The sequence below is a fragment of the Candidatus Symbiopectobacterium sp. 'North America' genome (genome assembly GCF_015762685.1).
Classification (GTDB): Bacteria; Pseudomonadota; Gammaproteobacteria; order Enterobacterales; family Enterobacteriaceae; genus Symbiopectobacterium.
Window position 1 is genome coordinate 196,113 of the sequence record NZ_PEHF01000084.1, and the last position, 20,700, is coordinate 216,812.

Here is a 20,700-nt window from a genome sequence, read left to right on the forward strand (position 1 = left end):
GCGTCGGCGTGAGGCCTGTTCAATTCACGCTTCTTAATTACATGAAAGGTATTCCCATGGCGAAAACGGCATCTGCACTGCATATTCTGGTCGATACAGAACAACAGGCGAATGATCTACTGGACCAATTGGCGCAAGGGGCAGACTTTCAGCAGTTAGCTAAAAAGCACTCTAGCTGCCCATCCAAACGGGATGGGGGCAATCTGGGTGAGTTCCGTCAGGGCGATATGGTGCCCACTTTTGACAAGGCGGTATTTTCCTGCGAGTTGCTGAAACCCTTTGGACCGGTAAAAACCCAGTTCGGCTATCACATCATCAAGGTGCTGTACCGCAACTAAGCGTTCTGGCAACCGGCGTTCTGTGTTGTTGCGCCGCGCAGTGTGCGCGGCGCGTACGGAGTGATTACTCCGTCATCATCAGCAGGCTGGCATTTCCCCCCGCTGCCGCCGTATTCACGCTGAGTACACGTTCATGCCATAACCGCTCCAGTGGGATCGTGTCACTGCCGGGTTCACAGCCGAATAGAGGAATAATCGCTCCCGTCCATTGCGTAATCTGCTGATTAACCTCACGCAGCATGTCGCTCTCGCCGTGACAGATAACCGCGCCAATATGCTCACTTTCCTGTTGCCATTCCGGCGTAAAACGGATGCGGCTCTGCACTTCCAGTGGCAAACTCCGGGCAAGTTCACGTAACGCTGCACTGTCAGGCCATAATGCGTGACTGCCCACGGCCAGCAGCGCCGCAAACTGGCGCAGAATATCGTCGCTTTCCTGCGCCAGACACAACACATTATCGCGCGGTGTCAGCATATAGGTATTGCGTTCGCCAGTAAGCCCCGCCAGCGGGCGTATCACACCGCTGACGGCGCCCCTGGCACGGTAGCGCTGCGCCGCCTCGAACACTGCCAGCCGTCCCTGTTGTTGCGCCCAGTCAACCAGTAGTGCAAACCCCGCGCGTTCCGGCGTCGTCGCCAATGTGGCATTGACGCCCAATGCGTTGTTCGCCGCGCTGGGTAGGCCAGGCGGTGTTCTCTGCAGGCGTGGCAGATAGAGCGGCCCGCCCGTTTTCGGCCCCGTACCGGACAGCCCTTCGCCCCCGAATGGCTTAACGCCGACCACAGCCCCCACCATATTACGGTTGACGTATTGGTTACCCACATGCGCCCGCTGCGTGATACGCGAAATGGTTTCATCAATCCGTGAATGGACGCCAAGCGTGAGCCCATACCCCAGGGCGTTGATCTCCTCAATCAACGTATCCAGCCCCTCGCGGGCATAGCGCACCACGTGCAGCACCGGACCAAAGATCTCTTGTTACAAGCTGGCTACCTGGTCCAGTTCAATCAGCGTCGGCAATACAAAAGTGCCCTGTCGCCATGAGGCCAGGCACGTCTGTGCGCCGAAAGCCGCCTTAAACACCGAATGCCCTTCCGACTGCATCAGGTGAATATGCTGCTCGATCCGTTCGCGGGCTTCATCGTCGATCACCGGGCCGCAGTCCGTCGCCAGACTGTCGGGATTGCCCACGCGAAACTGCACCATGGCGCCACGCAGCATGTTCAAGGTCGCTTCTGCAATGTCCTCATGAAGACAGAGCATACGCAGTGCTGAACAACGTTGCCCTGCGCTGTCAAAGGCGGAGGCCATAGCATCGCTGACCACCTGCTCCGTCAGCGCGGACGAATCGACAATCATGGCATTCATCCCACCGGTTTCAGCGATCAGTACCGCAGGTTGCCCGTGCGCATCCAGCCGGTCTGCCAACGTGCGCTGCAAGCTCTTGGCAACCGCAGTAGATCCGGTAAACAGCACGCCATTGACGCGCGCATCGCGCACCAGCGCCGCACCGATGCTTTCCCCAGCGCCGGGCAGCAGTTGCAACACATCAGGCGCAATGCCAGCCTGATGCAGCAGTTGCACCGCCAACGCGGCTACCAGAGGCGTTTGCTCCGCAGGTTTTGCCAGTACCGCATTCCCCGCTGCCAGTGCGGCAGCAATCTGCCCGGTAAAAATGGCCAACGGGAAGTTCCACGGACTAATGCAAACCACCACGCCCAGCGGGCAAACTTGTTCCAATGACACCGTAGCAGACTGCTGTGCGTAATAGCGCAAGAAGTCCACCGCTTCGCGTATTTCAGCAATGCCATTTGGCACGGTTTTCCCCGCCTCGAGCACCAATAACCCGATGAACTGCGGATACGCCGCTTCCAGCAAGCTGGCAGCGCGTTGCAGGCTGGCAATCCGCTGCGGAAGCGACGCCGCCGAGAACCGTTCTGCGGCCTGCACCACACGGCCCAACGCAATGCGCACATCCTCCTCGCTGGCATCACACACGTACCCCACGATATAGTGCTGTTGGGCCGGATTGATCACTGGCCGAGCCGCCAGCGGCGATGATGCATCGACCATAATCGGTGCCGCATGCCGTACCTGCGCGGCGTCGGCGCTTAAGGCCGCAGCGAGCATTTACAGGCGGCGCTCATCGGTCAGGTTTACGCCTTGCGCATTGCAACGTTCTGCACCGTAGAGCTGAGCGGGTAGAGGAATTCGCGGATGCGGGCAGCCGGAAGCCCCCCTCTTTGTAAGCCAGCGCCCGCACTTCAGCTATCGGGCTGGCAATCAGTTGCTCCAGCGGGACCTCCGCATCCGCAATGCGGTTAACAAATGAGGTGTTGGCACCATTTTCCAATAAACGTCGCACCAAATAGGCCAGCAGGGTTTCATGGGCGCCGACGGGGGCATAGATCCGGCAGGGGCGCGCCAACTTGCCCTGTTCTTCGGGACCGACGACCTGCGAATAAAGCGCCTCCCCCATACCGTGCAGGCATTGAAATTCATATTGTCCAGGGTAATAACTGTCACCAGCCAGCGTATACACCGCGCTCAGGGTATGAGCATTGTGGGTAGCTGCGGGTAAATGGCATCCGGTGCCGCCAGCAGTTGGCGAGCGCAGGCCAGATAGGCAACATCGGTATAGACTTTACGGGTATAGACGGGGTAATCCTCCAGACCGTCTATTTGCGCACGTTTGATTTCGCTGTCCCTGTAGTAACCTTTCACCAATCGCACCATCAGGCGTCGCTGGGTACGCTGTGCCAGGTCGATAAGGAAATCAATCACAAACGGGCAGCGTTTCTGGTAGGCCTGCACCACAAAACCGATCCCTTTCCACCCCGCCAGCGCAGGCTCATGACACAACCGCTCCAACAGATCGAGGGAGATCTCTAGCCGTTCCGCTTCTTCCGCATCAATATTAATGCCTATGTCGTACTGCATCGCCTGCAACGTCAACTCCAACAAACGGGGATAAAGCACCTCCATGACGCGATCGTACTGTGCGCGGCTATAACGTGGATGCAGCGCCGACAGCTTGATGGAGATACCTGGTCCCTCATACACCCCTCGCCCCTGCGATGCCCTGCCAATCGCATGAATCGCCTGCTGATAAGCGCGAGGTAAGCCTCCGCATCCTGCTCGGTGAGGGCCGCTTTACCCAGCATGTCATAGGAATAGCGAAATCCCTGCCGTTCCAGATCTTCCGCGTTGGACAGCGCCTCATCGATGGTTTCGTCAGTAAAAAACTGCTCCCCCATCAGGCGCATAACGCGATCCATTCCCAATCGAATAACCGGCTCGCCCCCTTGTTAATCAGTTGCTTCAGGGTGTGCGCCAGACGCGTTTCACTGTGCGTCGCAACCAGCTTTCCGGTCATCAGCAGTCCCCAGGTCGCCGCATTGACGAACAGCGATTGCCCTTTCCCTAAATGGGAATGCCAGTCTCCGCTGCTGATCTTGTCACGGATCAGCGCATTGCGCGTTGAGGCATCGGGAATGCGCAGCAACGCTTCCGCCAGACACATCAGCGCAATCCCCTCTGACGATGACAGGGAAAAGGCCTGTAACAAACTTTGCACCCGTCCCGCTCGCCCATGGGTCTGCTGTTCACGCCGCAGCGTCTGCGCCAGCCGATAGGCCAGCGCCTGCACTGCCGGTGCCATTGATGCCATCGGTTCTACCCGCTCGAGCAGTAACGGCACCATTTCGCCCTCGGAACGGCGGTATGCCGCCGTGATAGCATCACGCTGTGGTGAACGGGGTAACAGCGTTTGCGTGAAAGCTAAAAACGGCTGATAGCTTCCTTCCTGACGAGATTGCGGCATAATCTCCGGCGCGCGTTGAAATGCTTTACCCTGCTCTGGTGTGATGTCAGGAGCCTCACCATCGCGCTCGACGGCGTCGAGATAACAAAAAATGGCGTGCTCAATCAACCAATGCGATGTGCGATCAAGGCGCTGTGCTGTACGTTCGATACGATTGCGGGTCGCATCGTCAAGCTTTACCGCTATAGTGGAGAATCCTATCGTTTCACTCCAGTGAAACCAAGATAATCATCGATAGTGAGGGATCGGATAACGTTGATTTGTTGAAGGTATGCCTTCGAAGCTTGGCCGTCGTTATCGGATTATGCAACCTGGTTTTCGCGAGTTGCCATAAGATGCAATGCAGTTAACAAGTGTATAACATTGGCGTAGCAGGGAAATATAACAAATCGTTAACGCTTTGCATTATAAGAAAAAACAGGCTGCACGAGGGATGTGCAATCGTGCAGACTGCGCTTTACCTGACGTCGTTCCCGTCAGGTTATACCAACAATATGATTTGCCTTTATGCCCTAGCATGATGGGGATAGACAGGGCGCTTTAACTTGGAGATTCTAATGACAATGAGTACACCCATGCTGGTGACCTTTCTGGTGTATATCTTCGGAATGGTCTTGATCGGCCTGGCCGCCTATCGCTCAACCACCACCCTTGGCGACTATATTCTGGGTGGACGCCGGATGGGCAGCGTGGTCACGGCACTTCCAGCGGGGGCTTCTGACATGAACGGCTGGCTGCTGATGGGGTTGCCGGGCGCAATATTTATTTCCGGCATTTCTGAAAGTTGGATCGCTATCGGACTGACTATCGGCGCTTACCTCAACTGGCGCTGGGTTGCAGGCCATCTGCGCGTTCACACCGAAGTGAACCACAACGCGCTGACCTTGCCAGACTATTTCACACACCGTTTCGAAGACACCAGAAAAATCCTGAGAGTCATTGTGACCTTGATTATTCTGGTGTTTTTACCATTTACTGCGCTTCTGGTATCGTTGCGGGTGCCCGCTTGTTCGAAAGCACCTTTGGCATGAGCTACGCCACCTCATTGTGGGCCGGTGCGGCCGCTACCATCGCCTATACCTTTATCGGTGGCTATCTGGCAGTCAGTTGGACGGATACGGTACAGGCCAAGCTGATGATTTTCGCTTTGATCCTGACACCGGTGATGGTGATTCTGGCGCTGGATGGAATCGATACGTCCCTGTTGGTTATCGCGGCGAAAAATCCGGCCAATCTGGATATGTTCAAAGGGCTGGACGTTATTGCCATCATTTCGCTGCTGGGTTGGGGCCTGGGCTACTTTGGACAACCGCACATTCTGGCGTGCTTTATGGCAGCTGATTCTCACCATACCATTCGCAGCGCACGCCGCATCAGTATGACCTGGATAATCCTGTGTCTCGCGGGTGCGGTGAGCGTGGGCTTCTTCGGTATCGCCTACTTCAGCAATCATCCGGAACAAGCGGGCAACGTCACCAACAATGCTGAACGGGTATTTATTGAGCTTTCCATGCTGCTGTTTAACCCGTGGATTGCTGGTGTGTTACTTTCCGCTATTCTGGAGGCGGTAATGAGCACCCTGAGCTGTCAACTGCTGGTCTGTTCCAGCGCCATTACCGAAGACTTGTACCGACCCTTCTTCCGCCCCGGCGCTACGCAGCGCGAGCTGGTCTGGGTCGGTCGCATTATGGTGTTATTGATTGCCATCATTTCAATCGTGTTGGCCGCCAACCCGGAAAACCGCGTGTTGGGGCTTGTCAGCTACGCCTGGGCAGGTTTTGGGGCCGCGTTTGGTCCGGTGATCCTGATTTCCCTGCTGTGGCCACGTATGACGCGTAACGGCGCGCTGGTAGGTATGCTGATCGGGGCTGCCACGGTGATTATCTGGAAACAGAATGCTTGGTTTAATCTGTATGAAATCATTCCCGGCTTTCTCTTTGCCAGCCTAGCGATCTTTATCGTTAGCCTGATGGGTCGTGCGCCCTCCAAAGCCGTTAAGGAACCATGTGTTTCACGCATAAAAAAGGCGCAACCACGGTTGCGCCTTTTTTCATTGCCGAAGTAATGTGTTTATTCTTAACCTGCAACCGCAATGCGTTTCATGTCTTTCATGTAGCAACGCAGTTTCTGACCAACCGCTTCGATCGGGTGGTTGCGGATCGCATCATTGACGTCGCGCAGCTGCGCATTGTCCACGCTGCTGGCTGCCACTGGCTTGCCTATGTCGCCCGCTTGCAATGAAGCCATGAATGCCTGTTTCAGCAACGGCACGGCGGCATTCGCGAACAGGTAGTTACCGTATTCTGCGGTGTCAGAGATAACCACGTTCATTTCATACAGACGCTTACGTGCAATGGTGTTCGCAATCAGCGGCAGTTCGTGCAGCGATTCGTAGTAAGCGGATTCTTCGATGATGCCCGCGCTTACCATGGTTTCGAACGCCAGTTCTACACCGGCTTTAACCATAGCGATCATCAGTACGCCGTGGTCAAAATACTCTTGCTCTGCGATTTTACCGTCGAACTGCGGGGCATTTTCAAACGCGGATTTACCGGTTTCTTCACGCCAGGTCAGCAGTTTAATGTCGTCGTTGGCCCAATCTTCCATCATGCCGCTGGAGAACGCACCGGAGATGATATCGTCCATGTGTTTCTGGAACTGCGGAGCCATGATCGTTTTCAACTGCTCAGACAGCGCGTAAGCACGCAGTTTTGCCGGATTAGACAGACGATCCATCATCAGCGTGATGCCGCCTTGCTTCAGCGCTTCGGTAATGGTTTCCCAGCCGAACTGAATCAGTTTTTCCGCATAGGCAGGATCGGTACCTTCAGCAACCAGTTTATCAAAGCCCAGCAAAGAACCGGCCTGCAACATACCGCACAGGATGGTCTGCTCGCCCATCAGGTCAGATTTCACTTCGGCAACGAAAGAAGATTGCAGTACGCCCGCACGGTGACCACCGGTAGCGGCAGCCCAGGCCTTGGCGATCGCCATGCCTTCACCTTTCGGGTCGTTTTCCGGGTGAACCGCGATCAGCGTCGGAACGCCAAAGCCGCGTTTGTACTCTTCACGTACTTCGGTGCCCGGACATTTCGGCGCCACCATCACCACGGTGATGTCTTTACGGATCTGCTCACCCACTTCAACGATGTTGAAGCCGTGAGAGTAACCCAGAGATGCACCCTGCTTCATCAGCGGTTGAACAGCCTGAACCACAGCGGAGTGCTGCTTGTCTGGCGTCAGGTTCACCACCAGATCCGCCTGCGGGATCAGCTCTTCATAGGTGCCAACTTTAAAACCGTTTTCAGTCGCTTTACGCCATGACGCACGTTTTTCCGCGATAGCTTCTGCACGCAGCGCATAGGCAATATCCAGCCCGAAATCACGCATATTCAAACCCTGGTTCAGCCCTTGCGCGCCGCAACCGACGATCACCACTTTTTTGCCTTTCAGGTAGTTCGCTTCGTCTGCGAATTCTTCACGTCCCATGAAACGACATACACCCAATTGCGCCAACTGCTGACGCAGGTTCAAAGTGTTGAAATAGTTAGCCATGCACAACTCCGTTTAATCTGTTAATTGCGAGTGTTCAGAAGAGGTTTCCTGTCAGGGAAGCCTGAATGCCCTCATGATATGACAGGAAAAGTATTGCTTAAATTGATATATTAACAAGATGACATTGCAATAACTGCAAGACGAAAATGAGGCCGTGCGCACATGGATTTACGAGATTTAAAACTGTTTCTGCACCTGTGTGACAGCCGCTATTTCGGGCGCACCGCCAAAGCCATGCACCTGAGTCCGTCAACCTTGTCACGCCAAACGACTGGAAGAGGATGTCGGGTAAACCCTGTTTTTACGTGATAACCGCACGGTACAACTGACCGATGCTGGTGAGCAATTGAAACAATTTGCTCAGCAAACGCTGCTGCATTACGAGCAGTTGCGCCACGCCATTGGGCAACGAGGGCCTTCATTGAGCGGTGAGCTACGCATTTTCTGTTCCGTGACCGCCGCCTATAGCCATCTACCGCCGATCCTCGACCGTTTCCGCGCCCAGCATCCGCTGGTCGAAATCAAGCTGACAACTGGCGATGCCGCCGATGCGGTGGAAAAAGTGCAGTCCAATGAAGCCGATCTCGGCATCGCGGGCCACCCGGAAACCTTACCTACCACCATCGATTTTATGCCTATCGGCAAGATCCCCCTGGTACTGATTGCCCCAGCGCTGGCATCACCGGTGCAGTCGATGGTACAGCAACCCAATCCAGACTGGGCACAGATTCCGTTTATTTTGCCCGAGCACGGCCCGGTGCGAAAACGTATTGATGTCTGGTTCCGTCGTCACCACATCGCCAATCCGCTGATTTACGCCACCGTGTCGGCGCACGAGGCAATGGTGTCGATGGTGGCACTGGGCTGCGGCATCTCGCTGATCCCGGATGTGGTGCTGGAAAACAGCCCAGAGCCAGTGCGTAACCGCGTTTCGGTATTGCTGGAGCAAGCGATGGAACCGTTTGAACTCGGCGTTTGCGTGCAGAAAAAGCGACTCAATGAGCCATTGATTGCCGCGTTCTGGCATATCTTGCAGGACAGTGTTTGAGGGATTACCAGCGGTAGCTGACCGTCGCGATAATCTAGCGTCCAACGCCGTAGAAGCAGGCTTCATTATTACTGCAAGAGGCCACATAATGCTTATCGGTCAGGTTGTTGACATTGATCTGCAACACCGCGCCTTTCCACTGCGACGAGGCTGAGCCCAAATCATAGCTCACTATCGCGTCATACAGGATGTTGTGCGGCACACTGAAACTTTCCTTGTTATCGCCATAGCTGCTGCCGATGTAACGCACACCGGTTCCCACCGTCAGCCCGCCCAGCGGGCCGTTGTGGACAAAATAGGTGCCCCAGGCGGAGGCCATATGGCGTAGCGTCTCCGCTGGCCTGTTCTCCGCTGGCGTGCTCGCATTGGTGCTCTCTTTCGTCTCCGCCTCCGTATAACTGTACGCCGACATCAGGCTCAGTGCGGGTGTGATTTGCGTATGGAGTTCCGCTTCAGCGCCTCGTGATTCGACTTTGCCAATTTGCTCGTTGAACTTGAGCTTGCTGTTCCATGACGTGATATTTTTCTGCGTGATGTCAAACAACGATAGCGTTAACAAGGTGTTGTGGCCCACTGGCTGAAATTTTATCCCCACTTCAGTTTGCTCACCGGTTGTGGGTTTGAAGGGTACCGACCCCGGAATGCTGCTGTTCAGATTAGGCTCAAAGGAAGTGCTGTAGCTGATATAGGGTGAAAAACCATTCTCAAACGCATACAGCAGCGCCGCACGACCGGTAAAATCATCATCATTCGACTGCCTTTTGGCATTGTTGAGCGTGCTCTCGTAAGTACGAATTTCTGTCCAATCGTGACGCCCAGAGAGTAGCAGGTTCCACTGCTGCCATACCGCCTGATCCTGCACATAGAGCCCTACCTGATCGAGCTTTTTAAACGCGCAGCGTACCAAGGGCAAGTCACTGTCATTTTCCAGATAAGACTCACCATAGTGAGGGTGAGCCCAATCAAAATCGTACTGGCTTCCGCTATTGAGCCACAAATTAGCGTCACGCTTCTGCCAGATATAATCCAACCCAGCCAGTAGGGTATGGTTCACAGAGCTAGTGACGAAGCTTGCTTTCAATTGGGTATCGATCCCCAATTCATCAGCATCTATTTTTTCGCGTTGCTGGTTACGCGTTAGCCTAGTATCCGTGGCGCTGCCGCCGGTGCTGTAAACCAGGGATTTATAGTTATCATGCAGCTGCGAGTAGCGCAGATTCTGTTGAACAGAAATCGCCCTGTTAAAGGAGTGCTCTGCTCACGCGTTGAGTGATGGTAATTCGGATCGCTGACATTCAGCGAGTAAGGAATATAACCGGCGTTGGTGGCAAACACCGTGCCGTAAGCGGGCAGGAAGTTACGAAAACCTGCCTCAGGGTCGTATTGGTAACGGGTCAGTACAGTCAGACTGGTGTCGGCATTGGGCAACCACGTCAACGCCGGGGCGATTGCGATGCGTTGTTGTCTGGCATCTTTAACAAATTGCTGCCGGGTATTGGCTATCCCGTTCAAGCGATATAACAGTGCGCTGTCATCGCTTAGCACACCGCCGAAATCAAACGCGGCTTCACCAAAACGTTGGTTACCCGCACTAAACTGCACGTGGCGAATCTTTTCCGCCGTGGGACGTTTGCTGGTCATAATAACCGTACCGCCAGGATCGACCTGACCATACATGACAGACGCCGGGCCGCGAATCAATTCAACGCCTTCTAACAACCAGGGGTCGATCTTTCCAATACCGGCACCTTGCCCGATCAGGCCAAAGCTCAGCCCATCAAGAAATTTAGGCGCGTAGCGAAAACCGCGCACGATGGTTTCATCATTGCGGTTAGAGGAGCCCCGGTAATTTGGAAGCACGCCGGCAGAGTAATTAAACGCATCGGAGACGGATCTCACCCGCTGCTTGTCCATTTGTGCGCGCGTGACCACCGCAATTGATTGTGGCGTCTTTACCAGCGGCATTTGCGTTTTTGTACCGGCGGCACTCTGTTTCGCTATCATCCCACCAGCGGGGAGCGCGGTATTTTGTTTGTCCTGTGCAATGACCACCATCACATCCGCGTTGCTGGTTACCGTTTCGGCGGCCAACGTTTGCACAGCCATCAATAGCGACGATGCAACACTCAGTACCGTGACATAGCTGAAAAATAACCGCCCAATGAGGTAATATTTCCTTTTATTTTCAGACGTATGCTAATCCTTCACTGCAATACTATTTTTATGCATCACAAATAAGTCAACATATTCGTGGCTGATAATGCAAAAAAGACTATTTCAAGTGCAATCTTAGTCTAAATTGCATTAATTTTTCTTACTTTGCATTTAACATTGCGTTTTAAAAATGAAAGGGATTCACCATGGGGATGTTCTATCGTTACAGCCTTGCCGTCACGAATTTGCTCCTGATGTCTGGTGAACGTGAACCGCGAGACAAATCATTTTCGCAGGAAATACCACAAGACATCCCTGATAAGACCGCATCACTCGGGCTAATACCCGATAAAATTATTGAATAGCTTAACGTCACTCCGCCGTCGCGAATATCAGTTTTCGATTCTGGACATGCCGCTATCTTGTTAACACATCGGCAACAGGAAGAGATTGTGTTAAACGGTCACGGCACTCTACGTTGGTGCACTGGACTGGCGGAGCAGCGCAGATGGCTGTATAACAAACACTAATTGCTAAAGGAATGAAACAGGATCCCCTATGAAGCTCTCTGTGTTCTCTGCCGTGGCGGCATTGGCGGCTTGCGCGTTTGTGCCTCATGCACAGGCTGTCTCGTTCGACTGTGCCAATGCCACCTGCGCACAGGAAAAGCAGATTTGCCAAAGCCCGCTGCTCGGCCAGTTGGATGATGAACTGGCGCAGGAGTGGAAGACCGCACGATCGGCGCTGACCACCTATACACAGAGCCAGCCCTTTGAACAAGCATTAAACCTGTTTCAGTGCAGTTGGCTCACCACGCGTAACCAATGCCAGGATGAGGATTGCCTGCGCCAGCGCTATCAGCAGCAGCTTAACCGGCTGCGCTACCTCAACCAGGTGGCCCAGCACGCGTTACCGACGCCCATTACTCCGATCAAAACTACCGGGTGTTTCCATGGGGCGTTCAGCTACGAGGATTATTTGCAGGACCTCACCAAGGAAGAATACGACAACCTCGGCAGCTATTTTCAGGAAATGTACGATCAGAAAGCCCCCTATAATGCGGTCGGTTTGGACATGACGCAGGAAAAAGGGAAAATCAGCGGCAACATTTCCGTCGCGTTCCGCTACGCCAACCGGCTGGATGACGGTGAGTTTACCGCCCGCCAGATGAGTGATACGCAGGCGATTGGCCGCCGGGAAAGCAGCTTTGGCGGCACCACCAAGATCCTGTTTACCTGCGTGAGCGATGACGAAATTCGCATCTCGACGTTTGATACGCAGGGTGAAAGCTACCTGTTCAACATGGTGATGATGCGGCAAAAGCCCTAACGTTCAAAACGCGCTGACGCCGGGAAGCTCGACCAGCTTCCCTCATCCTGTTCCGGCGTCAGCCGCTTCATGCTCTCAATGCCCATCAGATAGCGATACAGCGGCTCCAATTGGCGAAAACCTTGTGCCAGCGTGGTGACCAAATCAGCAGAAAACAGCGCGTCCATATCTTGCCGCGTGGTCATGGCAGCGAAGGATTTACGGTTGTACCAGGTCGCCAATTCCGCAGGCTGATCCTTGATCAGTGGACGTTTATAGCTTTCGCCTTCCAGCGTAAACGTAGGCGCCAGACACGCGGCCATTGCCAAAAAGGTCTGCGGGTTGTCGCGCAGTGTCTGGCGAAACAGCTCCATGGTATCGCGCGTGGCGCTGTAGTATCCCAAGCCATGACGCCAGAAATCCGGGCCAATTTCGAAAAAGTACACCGGCGCGTCCGTCCAGCCTTTACGCGGGCGTTTAAACGTCAGCCACATCTGGCTGCGGTAGCGGGATTTGTCGTGAGAAAAACGGGTATCACGATGGATACGCGACAGGGTTTTACCAATGGCGGGACGAATTTCAAACTGATCGTCGATCGGTAGCATCGTCAGGCTCAAATGATTGACCAACGCGCGAAACGGGGCAACCAGCGTCTCATCATATATCGTACGGTTGTCGTCAAACCACTCTTTGCTGTTTTCCTGTCGGACCTGTTGAAGAAAAGTCAGGCCCTGCTGCGAGAAACCGTTGAACGTCGTCATGATGGTCTGCCATTGCTAATCCCTTGAATGGCAATCACGATAGCGCGCCCGGCGGTGAAATTCCACCGTCGGGCACACTGACATTACGCCGCGTTACCGGCCAGGAAGAAACGAAACGCCGGATTTTGGGTTTCGTCATGGCACTCGTAGCCTAGCGCCTGCAAGCGTTGCTCAAACTCCGGATCGCGCTCGCTCACTTCGAACGCCGCCAGCACGCGACCAAAATCGGTGCCGTGGCTGCGATAGTGGAACAGCGAGATATTCCAGTGCTTGCCGAGCGTGTGTAGGAACTTCAGCAGCGCGCCGGGAGACTCCGGAAACTCGAAGCTGTAAAGCTGTTCCCGCAACGGCTTGGAAGGACGTCCGCCAACCATGTAACGCACATGGAGCTTCGCCATTTCATCATCGGAGAGATCGACCACTTGGTAACCGCCCGCGGAGAGCTCTGCAATAATCTCATCCCGCTCAGCATGACCACGCGTCAGACGCACCCCCACGAAAATGCAGGCGTCTTTATCATCGGCGTAGCGGTAGTTGAACTCGGTCACCGAACGACCACCCAGCAGTTGGCAAAAGGTCAAAAAGCTGCCCTTGCGCTCAGGGATGGTTACCGCCAGCAATGCCTCACGCTGTTCACCCAGTTCACAGCGTTCAGAGACGTAGCGCAGGCCGTGGAAGTTGACGTTGGCACCCGACAGAATATGCGCCAGCCGTTCACCCTGAATACCGTGCTGCTGGATATACTTCTTCATCCCCGCCAGTGCCAGTGCACCAGACGGCTCAGCTATCGCCCGCACATCTTCAAAGATATCCTTCAGTGCGGCACAAATCGCATCGCTGTCCACGGTGATGACATCATCCAGATATTCCCGGCACAGGCGGAAGGTTTCATCGCCGATGCGCTTGACCGCCACGCCTTCGGCGAACAATCCAACGCGCGGCAAATCCACCGGGTGTCCGGCATCCAATGCGGCACGCAGGCATGCAGAATCTTCCGCCTCAACACCGATCACTTTAATCTGCGGCATTAGCTGTTTGATCAACACCGCCACGCCGGCTGCCAGACCACCGCCACCGACTGGCACAAACACGCGATCGAGATGCGCATCCTGCTGCAACAGCTCCATCGCCAGCGTTCCCTGCCCGGCGATCACAGCTGGATGATCGAACGGCGGAATGAAGGTCATATGCTGCTCTTGCGACAGTGCAATCGCTCTGGCCTTGGCTTCATCGAAATTGGCGCCGTGCAGCAACACTTCACCGCCAAAACCGCGCACCGCACCCACTTTGATATCCGCCGTGGCGACCGGCATGACGATCAGCGCCTTGATGCCGAGCTTGCTAGCCGAAAGCGCCACGCCCTGTGCGTGGTTACCAGCGGAGGCCGTTACCACACCGTGCGCTTTCTGCGCTTCGGTCAGGGTTGCCAATATGGCATAGGCACCACGCAGTTTGAAACTGTGCACCGGCTGACGGTCCTCGCGCTTCACCACAATGGTGTTGCCAAGACGCGCCGAGAGCTTATCCATCGGCTGAAGCGGCGTCACCTGTGCCACTTCATAGACCGGCGCGCGCAGCACCGCACGCAAATACTCCGCGCCGCACGGAGCGTCGGGGAGAGGGAGTGATACTGCCATTGAACTTAGCCTCCCAGCTTGCTCTTATCGCGTACCGCGCCTTGGTCCGCGCTGGTTGCTAGACTGGCGTAAGCACGCAAGGCAAAGGACACCTGACGCTGACGGTTTTTCGGCGTAAAGGCTGCATCACAGCGCGCCAGTTCCGCATCGTGACGGCGTGCCAGTTCATCTTCCGCCACTACCAGTTCAATGGTACGGTTAGGAATATCAATGGCAATGATGTCACCCTCTTCCACCAGCCCGATGGTGCCGCCACTGGCCGCTTCAGGCGAAGCATGGCCGATGGAAAGCCCGGAGGTGCCGCCGGAGAAACGACCGTCAGTGATCAACGCACAGGCTTTACCCAATCCCATGGATTTCAGGAAGCTGGTCGGATAGAGCATCTCTTGCATGCCCGGCCCGCCTTTCGGCCCTTCGTAACGGATAACCACAACATCACCCGCTACCACCTTACCGCCCAGAATGGCTTCCACGGCGTCATCCTGCGATTCGTACACTTTGGCCGGACCACGGAACACCAGGCTACCTTCATCCACACCGGCGGTTTTTACGATACAGCCTTTTTCCGCGATGTTGCCGTACAGCACCGCCAGACCGCCATCCTGACTGTAGGCGTGCTCACGCGCACGGATACAGCCCTGTTCACGATCGGTATCCAGCGACTCCCAGCGGCAATCCTGTGAGAACGCCTGTGTGGTACGAATACCCGCTGGCCCTGCGGAGTACATGCTTTTCACCGCGTCATCATCGGTCAGCATGACGTCGTAAGCGTTCAGCGTTTCCGTCAGGCTTTTGCCCAGCACGTTGCGCACATCGCGGTTCAGCAATCCGGCACGATCCAATTCGCCCAGAATACCGATCACCCCACCCGCACGGTGTACGTCTTCCATGTGGTATTTCTGCGTGCTCGGAGCCACTTTACACAGTTGCGGCACACGGCGTGACAGACGATCGATGTCGTCCATGGTGAAATCCACTTCTGCTTCCTGCGCGGAGGCCAGCAAGTGCAGAACGGTGTTGGTGGAACCGCCCATGGCGATATCCAGCGTCATGGCGTTTTCAAACGCCGCCTTGGTCGCGATATTACGCGGCAGCGCGCTGGCGTCATCCTGCTCGTAGTAGCGTTTGGTCAGTTCAACGATACGCGTACCCGCGTTCAAAAACAGTTGCTTACGATCGGCGTGGGTCGCCAGCAGCGAGCCATTGCCCGGCTGTGACAGGCCCAGCGCTTCCGTCAGGCAGTTCATCGAGTTAGCGGTAAACATGCCGGAACAGGAACCGCAGGTCGGGCAAGCAGAACGTTCGATCTGATCGCTATCCGCATCGCTGACGTTCGGGTTAGCCCTCTGGATCATGGCATCCACCAAGTCCAGTTTGATCAGTTGGTTAGAAAGCTTGGTTTTCCCGGCTTCCATCGGGCCGCCAGAAACAAAGATCACAGGGATGCTCAGGCGCAGCGAGGCCATCAGCATTCCGGGGGTGATTTTGTCGCAGTTGGAAATGCACACCATCGCATCGGCGCAGTGGGCATTGACCATGTATTCGACCGAATCGGCAATCAGCTCACGTGATGGCAGGGAATAGAGCATGCCACCGTGCCCCATCGCGATACCATCATCCACCGCAATGGTGTTGAACTCTTTGGCCACGCCGCCAGCGGCTTCGATTTGCTCCGCCACCAGTTTGCCCAGATCACGCAAGTGCACGTGGCCCGGAACGAATTGTGTGAACGAGTTGACCACGGCGATGATCGGCTTGCCGAAATCGGCATCGGTCATTCCGGTGGCACGCCACAGGGCGCGCGCACCTGCCATGTTACGGCCATGCGTGGTTGTGGCTGAACGGTACTTAGGCATACTCTGTTACTCCAGTGTGTGTTTCATCCCCTTTCCTGCTCCCGTTCAGCGGCGACTGGCGTCTTGGGTTCGTGAAGCAAGGGAAAGGGGTGTGTTAATCTTTCTTGTTACGATTACGGGTTAACCTGATCTAACCAGCCCCATTTGTCTTCGGTTTCGCCGGTAAACAGGCCAAAGAACGCTTTTTGTAGTTGTTTGGTGACTGGGCTACAACGACCAATGCCGACCTGAATACCGTCCACGCTGCGCACCGGAGTGATTTCCGCGGCAGTGCCAGACATAAATACCTCATCAGCCAGATAGAGCGACTCACGCGACAGCACCTTCTCACGCACTTCCAGCCCCAGGCTCTGCGCCAGTTTGATAATGGCGTCACGGGTGATACCCGGCAGCGCTGATGAGGTGAACGGCGGGGTAAACAACACGCCATCTTTCACTTCAAACAGGTTTTCACCTGCACCTTCAGACACATAGCCGTTGACGTCCAGCGCAATCCCTTCCTGATAACCGTGGCGACGTGCTTCGCTGCCTACCAGCAGGGAGGAAAGGTAGTTACCGCCCGCTTTTGCGGCCGTCGGAATAGTGTTGGCTGCCACACGGTTCCAGGAGGACACCATGGCATCAATCCCCTGATCCAGTGCGTCTTCGCCCAGATATGCGCCCCAGGGAAATGCCGCAATGATGACATCCGTGACGTAACCTTCCGGCGGGTTCACGCCCATGCCAACGTCGCCAACGAACACCAGCGGACGAATATAGGCGCTTTTCAGGTCATTTTTACGTAGCGTTGCGCGGCAGGCTTCCATTAGGTCATCCACGCTGTACTGCACCGGCATACGGTAAATTTTAGCGGAGTCGTGCAGGCGACGCATATGTTCACGGTGACGGAAGACCACCGGGCCTTTGTGGGAATCGTAACAGCGCACCCCTTCAAACACCGACGTGCCGTAATGCAGCGCATGGGACATCACGTGTACTTTGGCTTCCGCCCACGGCACCATCTCACCATTGAACCAAATATAATCAGCTTTGCTCGTCATTCTCTTTATCCTTTCTAATGCCTTTAGGCACGTATTTGTTGTGATGTGTGGGGTTGTATTTCAATACAAGCGATATCAAGCAGCTTGCTTAACTGTGTTGACAATAAATCCACCGGACGTTGGCTGGCAACGGTCAATTCGATATTGATGTGGTCGGGGTTGTCGGCCGTCATCATGTTCATGGCACACACCCGGAAACCGCGGTGGCGTACCACGCGCAGCACGCGCTCCAGCATTTCGGGACGAAAGCGAGCCTGTATGGAAAGTTGATGGTGCGTCATTCTCTGTTCTCCTGCCATTATTCGGTACGTTCCAGCATGGTTTCATTCCCGGCACCCGGTGGAACCAGCGGCCAGACATTTTCCAGTTCATCGATAGAGACATGCAGCAAATATGGCCCATCACTGCTCAACAGGGCATCCAGCGCGGCATTGATCTGATCTTTTCGGGTTATGCGTTGCCCTGGAATACCAAATGCGCTTGCCAGGGTCAGAAAATCGGGGTTATCGGAGAGGTTGGTTTCGCTATAACGTTCATTGAAGAACAACTGCTGCCACTGTCGAACCATGCCTAACCGTTGGTTATCCAGCAGCACGATTTTTATCGGCAGCTGTTTTCGTTTGATGGTGCCCAGCTCTTGCACGTTCATCATGAAAGAGCCGTCACCGGAAATACACACCACGGTATCCTCAGGGCGGGCTACCTGCGCGCCGACTGCCGCTGGCAAACCAAAGCCCATAGTGCCTAATCCACTGGAGGTGATGAAATTTTCCGGACGGGAAAAACGCATGTGCTGTGCGGCCCACATCTGGTGCTGGCCGACATCGGTGGTGATCACGGTTTCCGCCGGTTTGCGTTCAGACAGGGTTTTTAACAGCGCGGGCGCATAGATGGCTTCACCAGGATGATCGTAACGCCACGGGTATTCGGCTTTCAGCGCTGCCACCTCTTGACGCCAGGCGTCAATCGCCAGCGGCTGGGCCAATGCAGGCAACAGCGTGTTCAAATCCCCCGGCAGCGCCACGTTGGCCTGGCGCAATTTACTCAGCTCTGCCGGATCGATATCCAGATGGATAACCGCTGCATGAGGCGCAAACGCATTCAGTTTACCCGTCACTCGATCGTCAAAACGCGCACCGACGGCAATCAGCAAATCACACGCCTGTACCGACAGGTTGGCCGCTTTGGTGCCGTGCATGCCCAACATACCGAGGTAGTGCGGATGCTCGGCATCAACGGCCCCCAATCCTTTCAGCGTAACGACGGAGGGAATGCCCGTCTCAGCAATGAACGCACGCAGAGCAGGCAACGCCTGCGCCATGCCCACACCGCCGCCGGCGTATAACATCGGTTTTTTCGCCGCCGCCAGCATGGCGCGCGCTTGTTCAATGGCTTGCTTGGGGAAATTCGGCTGGCTGTCATCAACTGGCGTAAACTGCGGGGCTATCTCACTGGTGGCCAACTGAATGTCTTTAGGGATATCCACCAGTACCGGGCCGGGACGACCGCTGCTGGCGATGGCGAAGGCTTCTGCCATGATCTCCGGCAGCGACTCCAGCGAATCTACCAGGAAGCTCTGTTTGGTGCAGGCCAGCGACAGGCCCAGTACGTCGATTTCCTGAAAGGCATCAGTACCGATTAGCGGTGAAGCCACCTGACCTGTAATCGCCACGACCGGCACGGAATCCAGCAGCGCATCCGCCAACCCGGTGATCAGGTTAGTGGCACCGGGGCCTGAAGTGGCGATACACACGCCCACCTTGCCGGTCGCGCGGGCATAACCGAGCGCCGCCATGGCAGCGCCTTGTTCATGACGGCACAACAGGTGCTCAACGCCGCCGTCGTAGAGTGCATCGTAAACCGGCATGATCGCGCCGCCCGGATAACCAAATACGGTATCGACACCTTGCGCCCGCAACGCTTGCACCACCCATTGAGCCCCATTCATAGTTTATTTCCCCGACGCTGCCGGGGAGAAGCAGGATTTTATGCTGTAAGACATACTCCACTCCCTTCTGTAGTTTTTACCGCCCAACAAAAAACCCCGACCTTACGGTGCGGGGTTTTTTTGAATTACGGCTTGATTTTTAAGCCATTCTTCGTCTCAGCGACGCCCCTCACGGTGGGTTAATAATCACCACCACGCTAATAATGACTAGGCTAATCACGAGGGAGAACGCTTTCATAAATGGTTTGTTCTGTCATCACTGTCGAACGAATACCTATAGAGTTACCACAGACTTAGCGCCACTGACAATATTTTTTTTCTAACGCGTAACGAAAGCTGATGAAAAAATCTGCGTTAAATGCAAATTAATCATATATATGTAAACAATTATTCATATTTTGCTTTTTCTTCGAGCTTTCACCGACGACGTCATCGATTCCCACAAAAGCTGCAAACCAGCGCCCATTCCAGAGGAAACGCACTGTATGGTAACCACCTTTGTGCAAGCCGTTTCTGATAACGTTGTTTTTATACTGCCGCTTAGGCTCAGAATGACGCACGCTGTCGGGATTGACTGGAGGGAGCCTTATGTCGCTGGCTGTTACCTATACGCGCGCAATGATTGGCATTCAGGCCCCTTGCGTGACGATCGAAGCCCATATCAGCAATGGCTTGCCCGCACTGACGCTGGTTGGCCTGCCGGAAACCACGGTTAAGAAAGCACGGGATCGGGTGCGCAGCGCACTGCTCAACGCCGGGTTCACCTTTCCCGCCAAGCGGATCACCGTCAATCCCGCCCCGGCGGATTTGCCCAAGGAGGGCGGGCGCTACGATCTGCCCATCGCACTATCGATTCTGGCAGCCTCAGAGCAGATTTGTGGCAAGGCGTTATCACAGTATGAGTTTCTGGGTGAATAGGGATTATCCGGGCCGTTTCTCGACCGGTTCGATCTGTCGATTGAAGTTTCGCTACTGCCCCCCGGAACGTTGCACAAACACAGGGGCGGCAGGGAGAGCTCAGTGCCGACGTTCGAGCACGCGTATTGACGGCACGGGAGAGGCTGTTGGCACGAGCGGGGAAAATCAATGCGCGCCTGACACCGCCGGAAATGGATATTCACTGCCGCTTGTACGAAGAGGATGCCATCTGGCTGGGGGCGTTAATGACGGGGTTTGAAGGTCAATGATGTAAAAAACCACGCTAAGGAGATAATTGATTGTTTACATAAAG

The 20,700-nt window shown here is 55.0% G+C and carries 10 protein-coding genes and 8 pseudogenes; 6 read left to right on the forward strand and 12 right to left on the reverse strand.

Annotated features, from left to right (window positions below):
• The first annotated feature begins 56 nt into the window (after positions 1-56).
• The gene (ppiC, locus tag CS369_RS18125; protein ID WP_196908159.1) at positions 57-338 is read left to right on the forward strand and encodes a peptidylprolyl isomerase PpiC; all 282 of its coding nucleotides are present in this window, start codon (positions 57-59) and stop codon (positions 336-338) included.
• A 64-nt stretch (positions 339-402) separates the two neighbouring features.
• On the opposite strand, the pseudogene CS369_RS25305 reads toward ppiC, so the two are convergent.
• The 4 genes and pseudogenes from CS369_RS25305 to CS369_RS25320 form a co-directional block, all read right to left on the reverse strand.
• Positions 403-2,469, reverse strand: a pseudogene (locus tag CS369_RS25305) (L-glutamate gamma-semialdehyde dehydrogenase).
• Between the two features lie 13 nt (positions 2,470-2,482).
• A pseudogene (locus tag CS369_RS25310) lies at positions 2,483-3,617 on the reverse strand (proline dehydrogenase family protein).
• A complete protein-coding gene (locus CS369_RS25315) occupies positions 3,596-4,270 on the reverse strand; it encodes a hypothetical protein (protein ID WP_374191081.1) in 675 nt (224 codons plus the stop codon). Before CS369_RS25315 ends, CS369_RS25310 begins: the two are co-directional and overlap by 22 nt.
• Before the next feature lie 12 nt (positions 4,271-4,282).
• Positions 4,283-4,363: pseudogene (locus tag CS369_RS25320) on the reverse strand (hypothetical protein); the annotation flags it as partial.
• Positions 4,364-4,719: 356 nt separating this feature from the next.
• On the opposite strand from CS369_RS25320, the pseudogene putP reads away from it, so the two are divergent.
• Positions 4,720-6,227 (forward strand): annotated as a pseudogene (gene putP, locus CS369_RS18135) (sodium/proline symporter PutP).
• An 11-nt stretch (positions 6,228-6,238) separates the two neighbouring features.
• Here the strand turns inward: putP and ilvC are convergent.
• On the reverse strand, positions 6,239-7,717 hold the full coding sequence (gene ilvC, locus CS369_RS18140; protein WP_196908160.1) for a ketol-acid reductoisomerase: 1,479 nt from the start codon (positions 7,715-7,717) through the stop codon (positions 6,239-6,241).
• 162 nt (positions 7,718-7,879) lie between these two features.
• On the opposite strand from ilvC, the pseudogene ilvY reads away from it, so the two are divergent.
• A pseudogene (gene ilvY, locus CS369_RS18145) lies at positions 7,880-8,765 on the forward strand (HTH-type transcriptional activator IlvY).
• 34 nt (positions 8,766-8,799) lie between these two features.
• Here the strand turns inward: ilvY and CS369_RS18150 are convergent.
• A pseudogene (locus CS369_RS18150) lies at positions 8,800-10,871 on the reverse strand (TonB-dependent siderophore receptor).
• 606 nt (positions 10,872-11,477) lie between these two features.
• Here CS369_RS18150 and CS369_RS18155 point away from each other — a divergent pair.
• Positions 11,478-12,248, forward strand: coding sequence for a lysozyme inhibitor LprI family protein (locus CS369_RS18155; RefSeq protein ID WP_196908161.1), 771 nt, complete (start codon positions 11,478-11,480; stop codon positions 12,246-12,248).
• Here CS369_RS18155 and CS369_RS18160 read toward each other — a convergent pair.
• From CS369_RS18160 to ilvG, 6 genes are all read right to left on the reverse strand, one after another.
• Entirely contained in the window at positions 12,245-12,991 is a 747-nt protein-coding gene (locus CS369_RS18160) for a DUF2461 domain-containing protein (RefSeq protein WP_196908175.1), read from the reverse strand. The two genes, CS369_RS18155 and CS369_RS18160, sit on opposite strands and share 4 nt — an antisense overlap.
• An 80-nt stretch (positions 12,992-13,071) precedes the next feature.
• Positions 13,072-14,625: a threonine ammonia-lyase, biosynthetic gene (gene ilvA, locus CS369_RS18165; RefSeq protein WP_196908162.1), complete on the reverse strand. Its 1,554-nt coding sequence runs from the start codon at positions 14,623-14,625 to the stop codon at positions 13,072-13,074.
• A gap of 5 nt (positions 14,626-14,630) precedes the next feature.
• Positions 14,631-16,481 carry a dihydroxy-acid dehydratase gene (ilvD, locus tag CS369_RS18170; RefSeq protein ID WP_196908163.1) on the reverse strand — a complete coding sequence of 617 codons (1,851 nt, stop codon included), beginning with the start codon at positions 16,479-16,481 and terminating at the stop codon, positions 14,631-14,633.
• A 113-nt stretch (positions 16,482-16,594) separates the two neighbouring features.
• Positions 16,595-17,521, reverse strand: coding sequence for a branched-chain amino acid transaminase (locus CS369_RS18175; protein WP_196908164.1), 927 nt, complete (start codon positions 17,519-17,521; stop codon positions 16,595-16,597).
• A 23-nt stretch (positions 17,522-17,544) separates the two neighbouring features.
• On the reverse strand, positions 17,545-17,802 hold the full coding sequence (gene ilvM, locus CS369_RS18180; RefSeq protein WP_196908165.1) for an acetolactate synthase 2 small subunit: 258 nt from the start codon (positions 17,800-17,802) through the stop codon (positions 17,545-17,547).
• Positions 17,803-17,819: 17 nt separating this feature from the next.
• On the reverse strand, positions 17,820-19,469 hold the full coding sequence (gene ilvG / locus CS369_RS18185) for an acetolactate synthase 2 catalytic subunit (protein WP_196908166.1): 1,650 nt from the start codon (positions 19,467-19,469) through the stop codon (positions 17,820-17,822).
• A 588-nt stretch (positions 19,470-20,057) separates the two neighbouring features.
• On the opposite strand from ilvG, the pseudogene CS369_RS18195 reads away from it, so the two are divergent.
• Both CS369_RS18195 and CS369_RS18200 read left to right on the forward strand, forming a co-directional pair.
• Positions 20,058-20,384: pseudogene (locus tag CS369_RS18195) on the forward strand (magnesium chelatase domain-containing protein); the annotation flags it as partial.
• 110 nt (positions 20,385-20,494) lie between these two features.
• Positions 20,495-20,656, forward strand: a pseudogene (locus CS369_RS18200) (hypothetical protein); the annotation flags it as partial.
• Positions 20,657-20,700 lie beyond the last annotated feature (44 nt).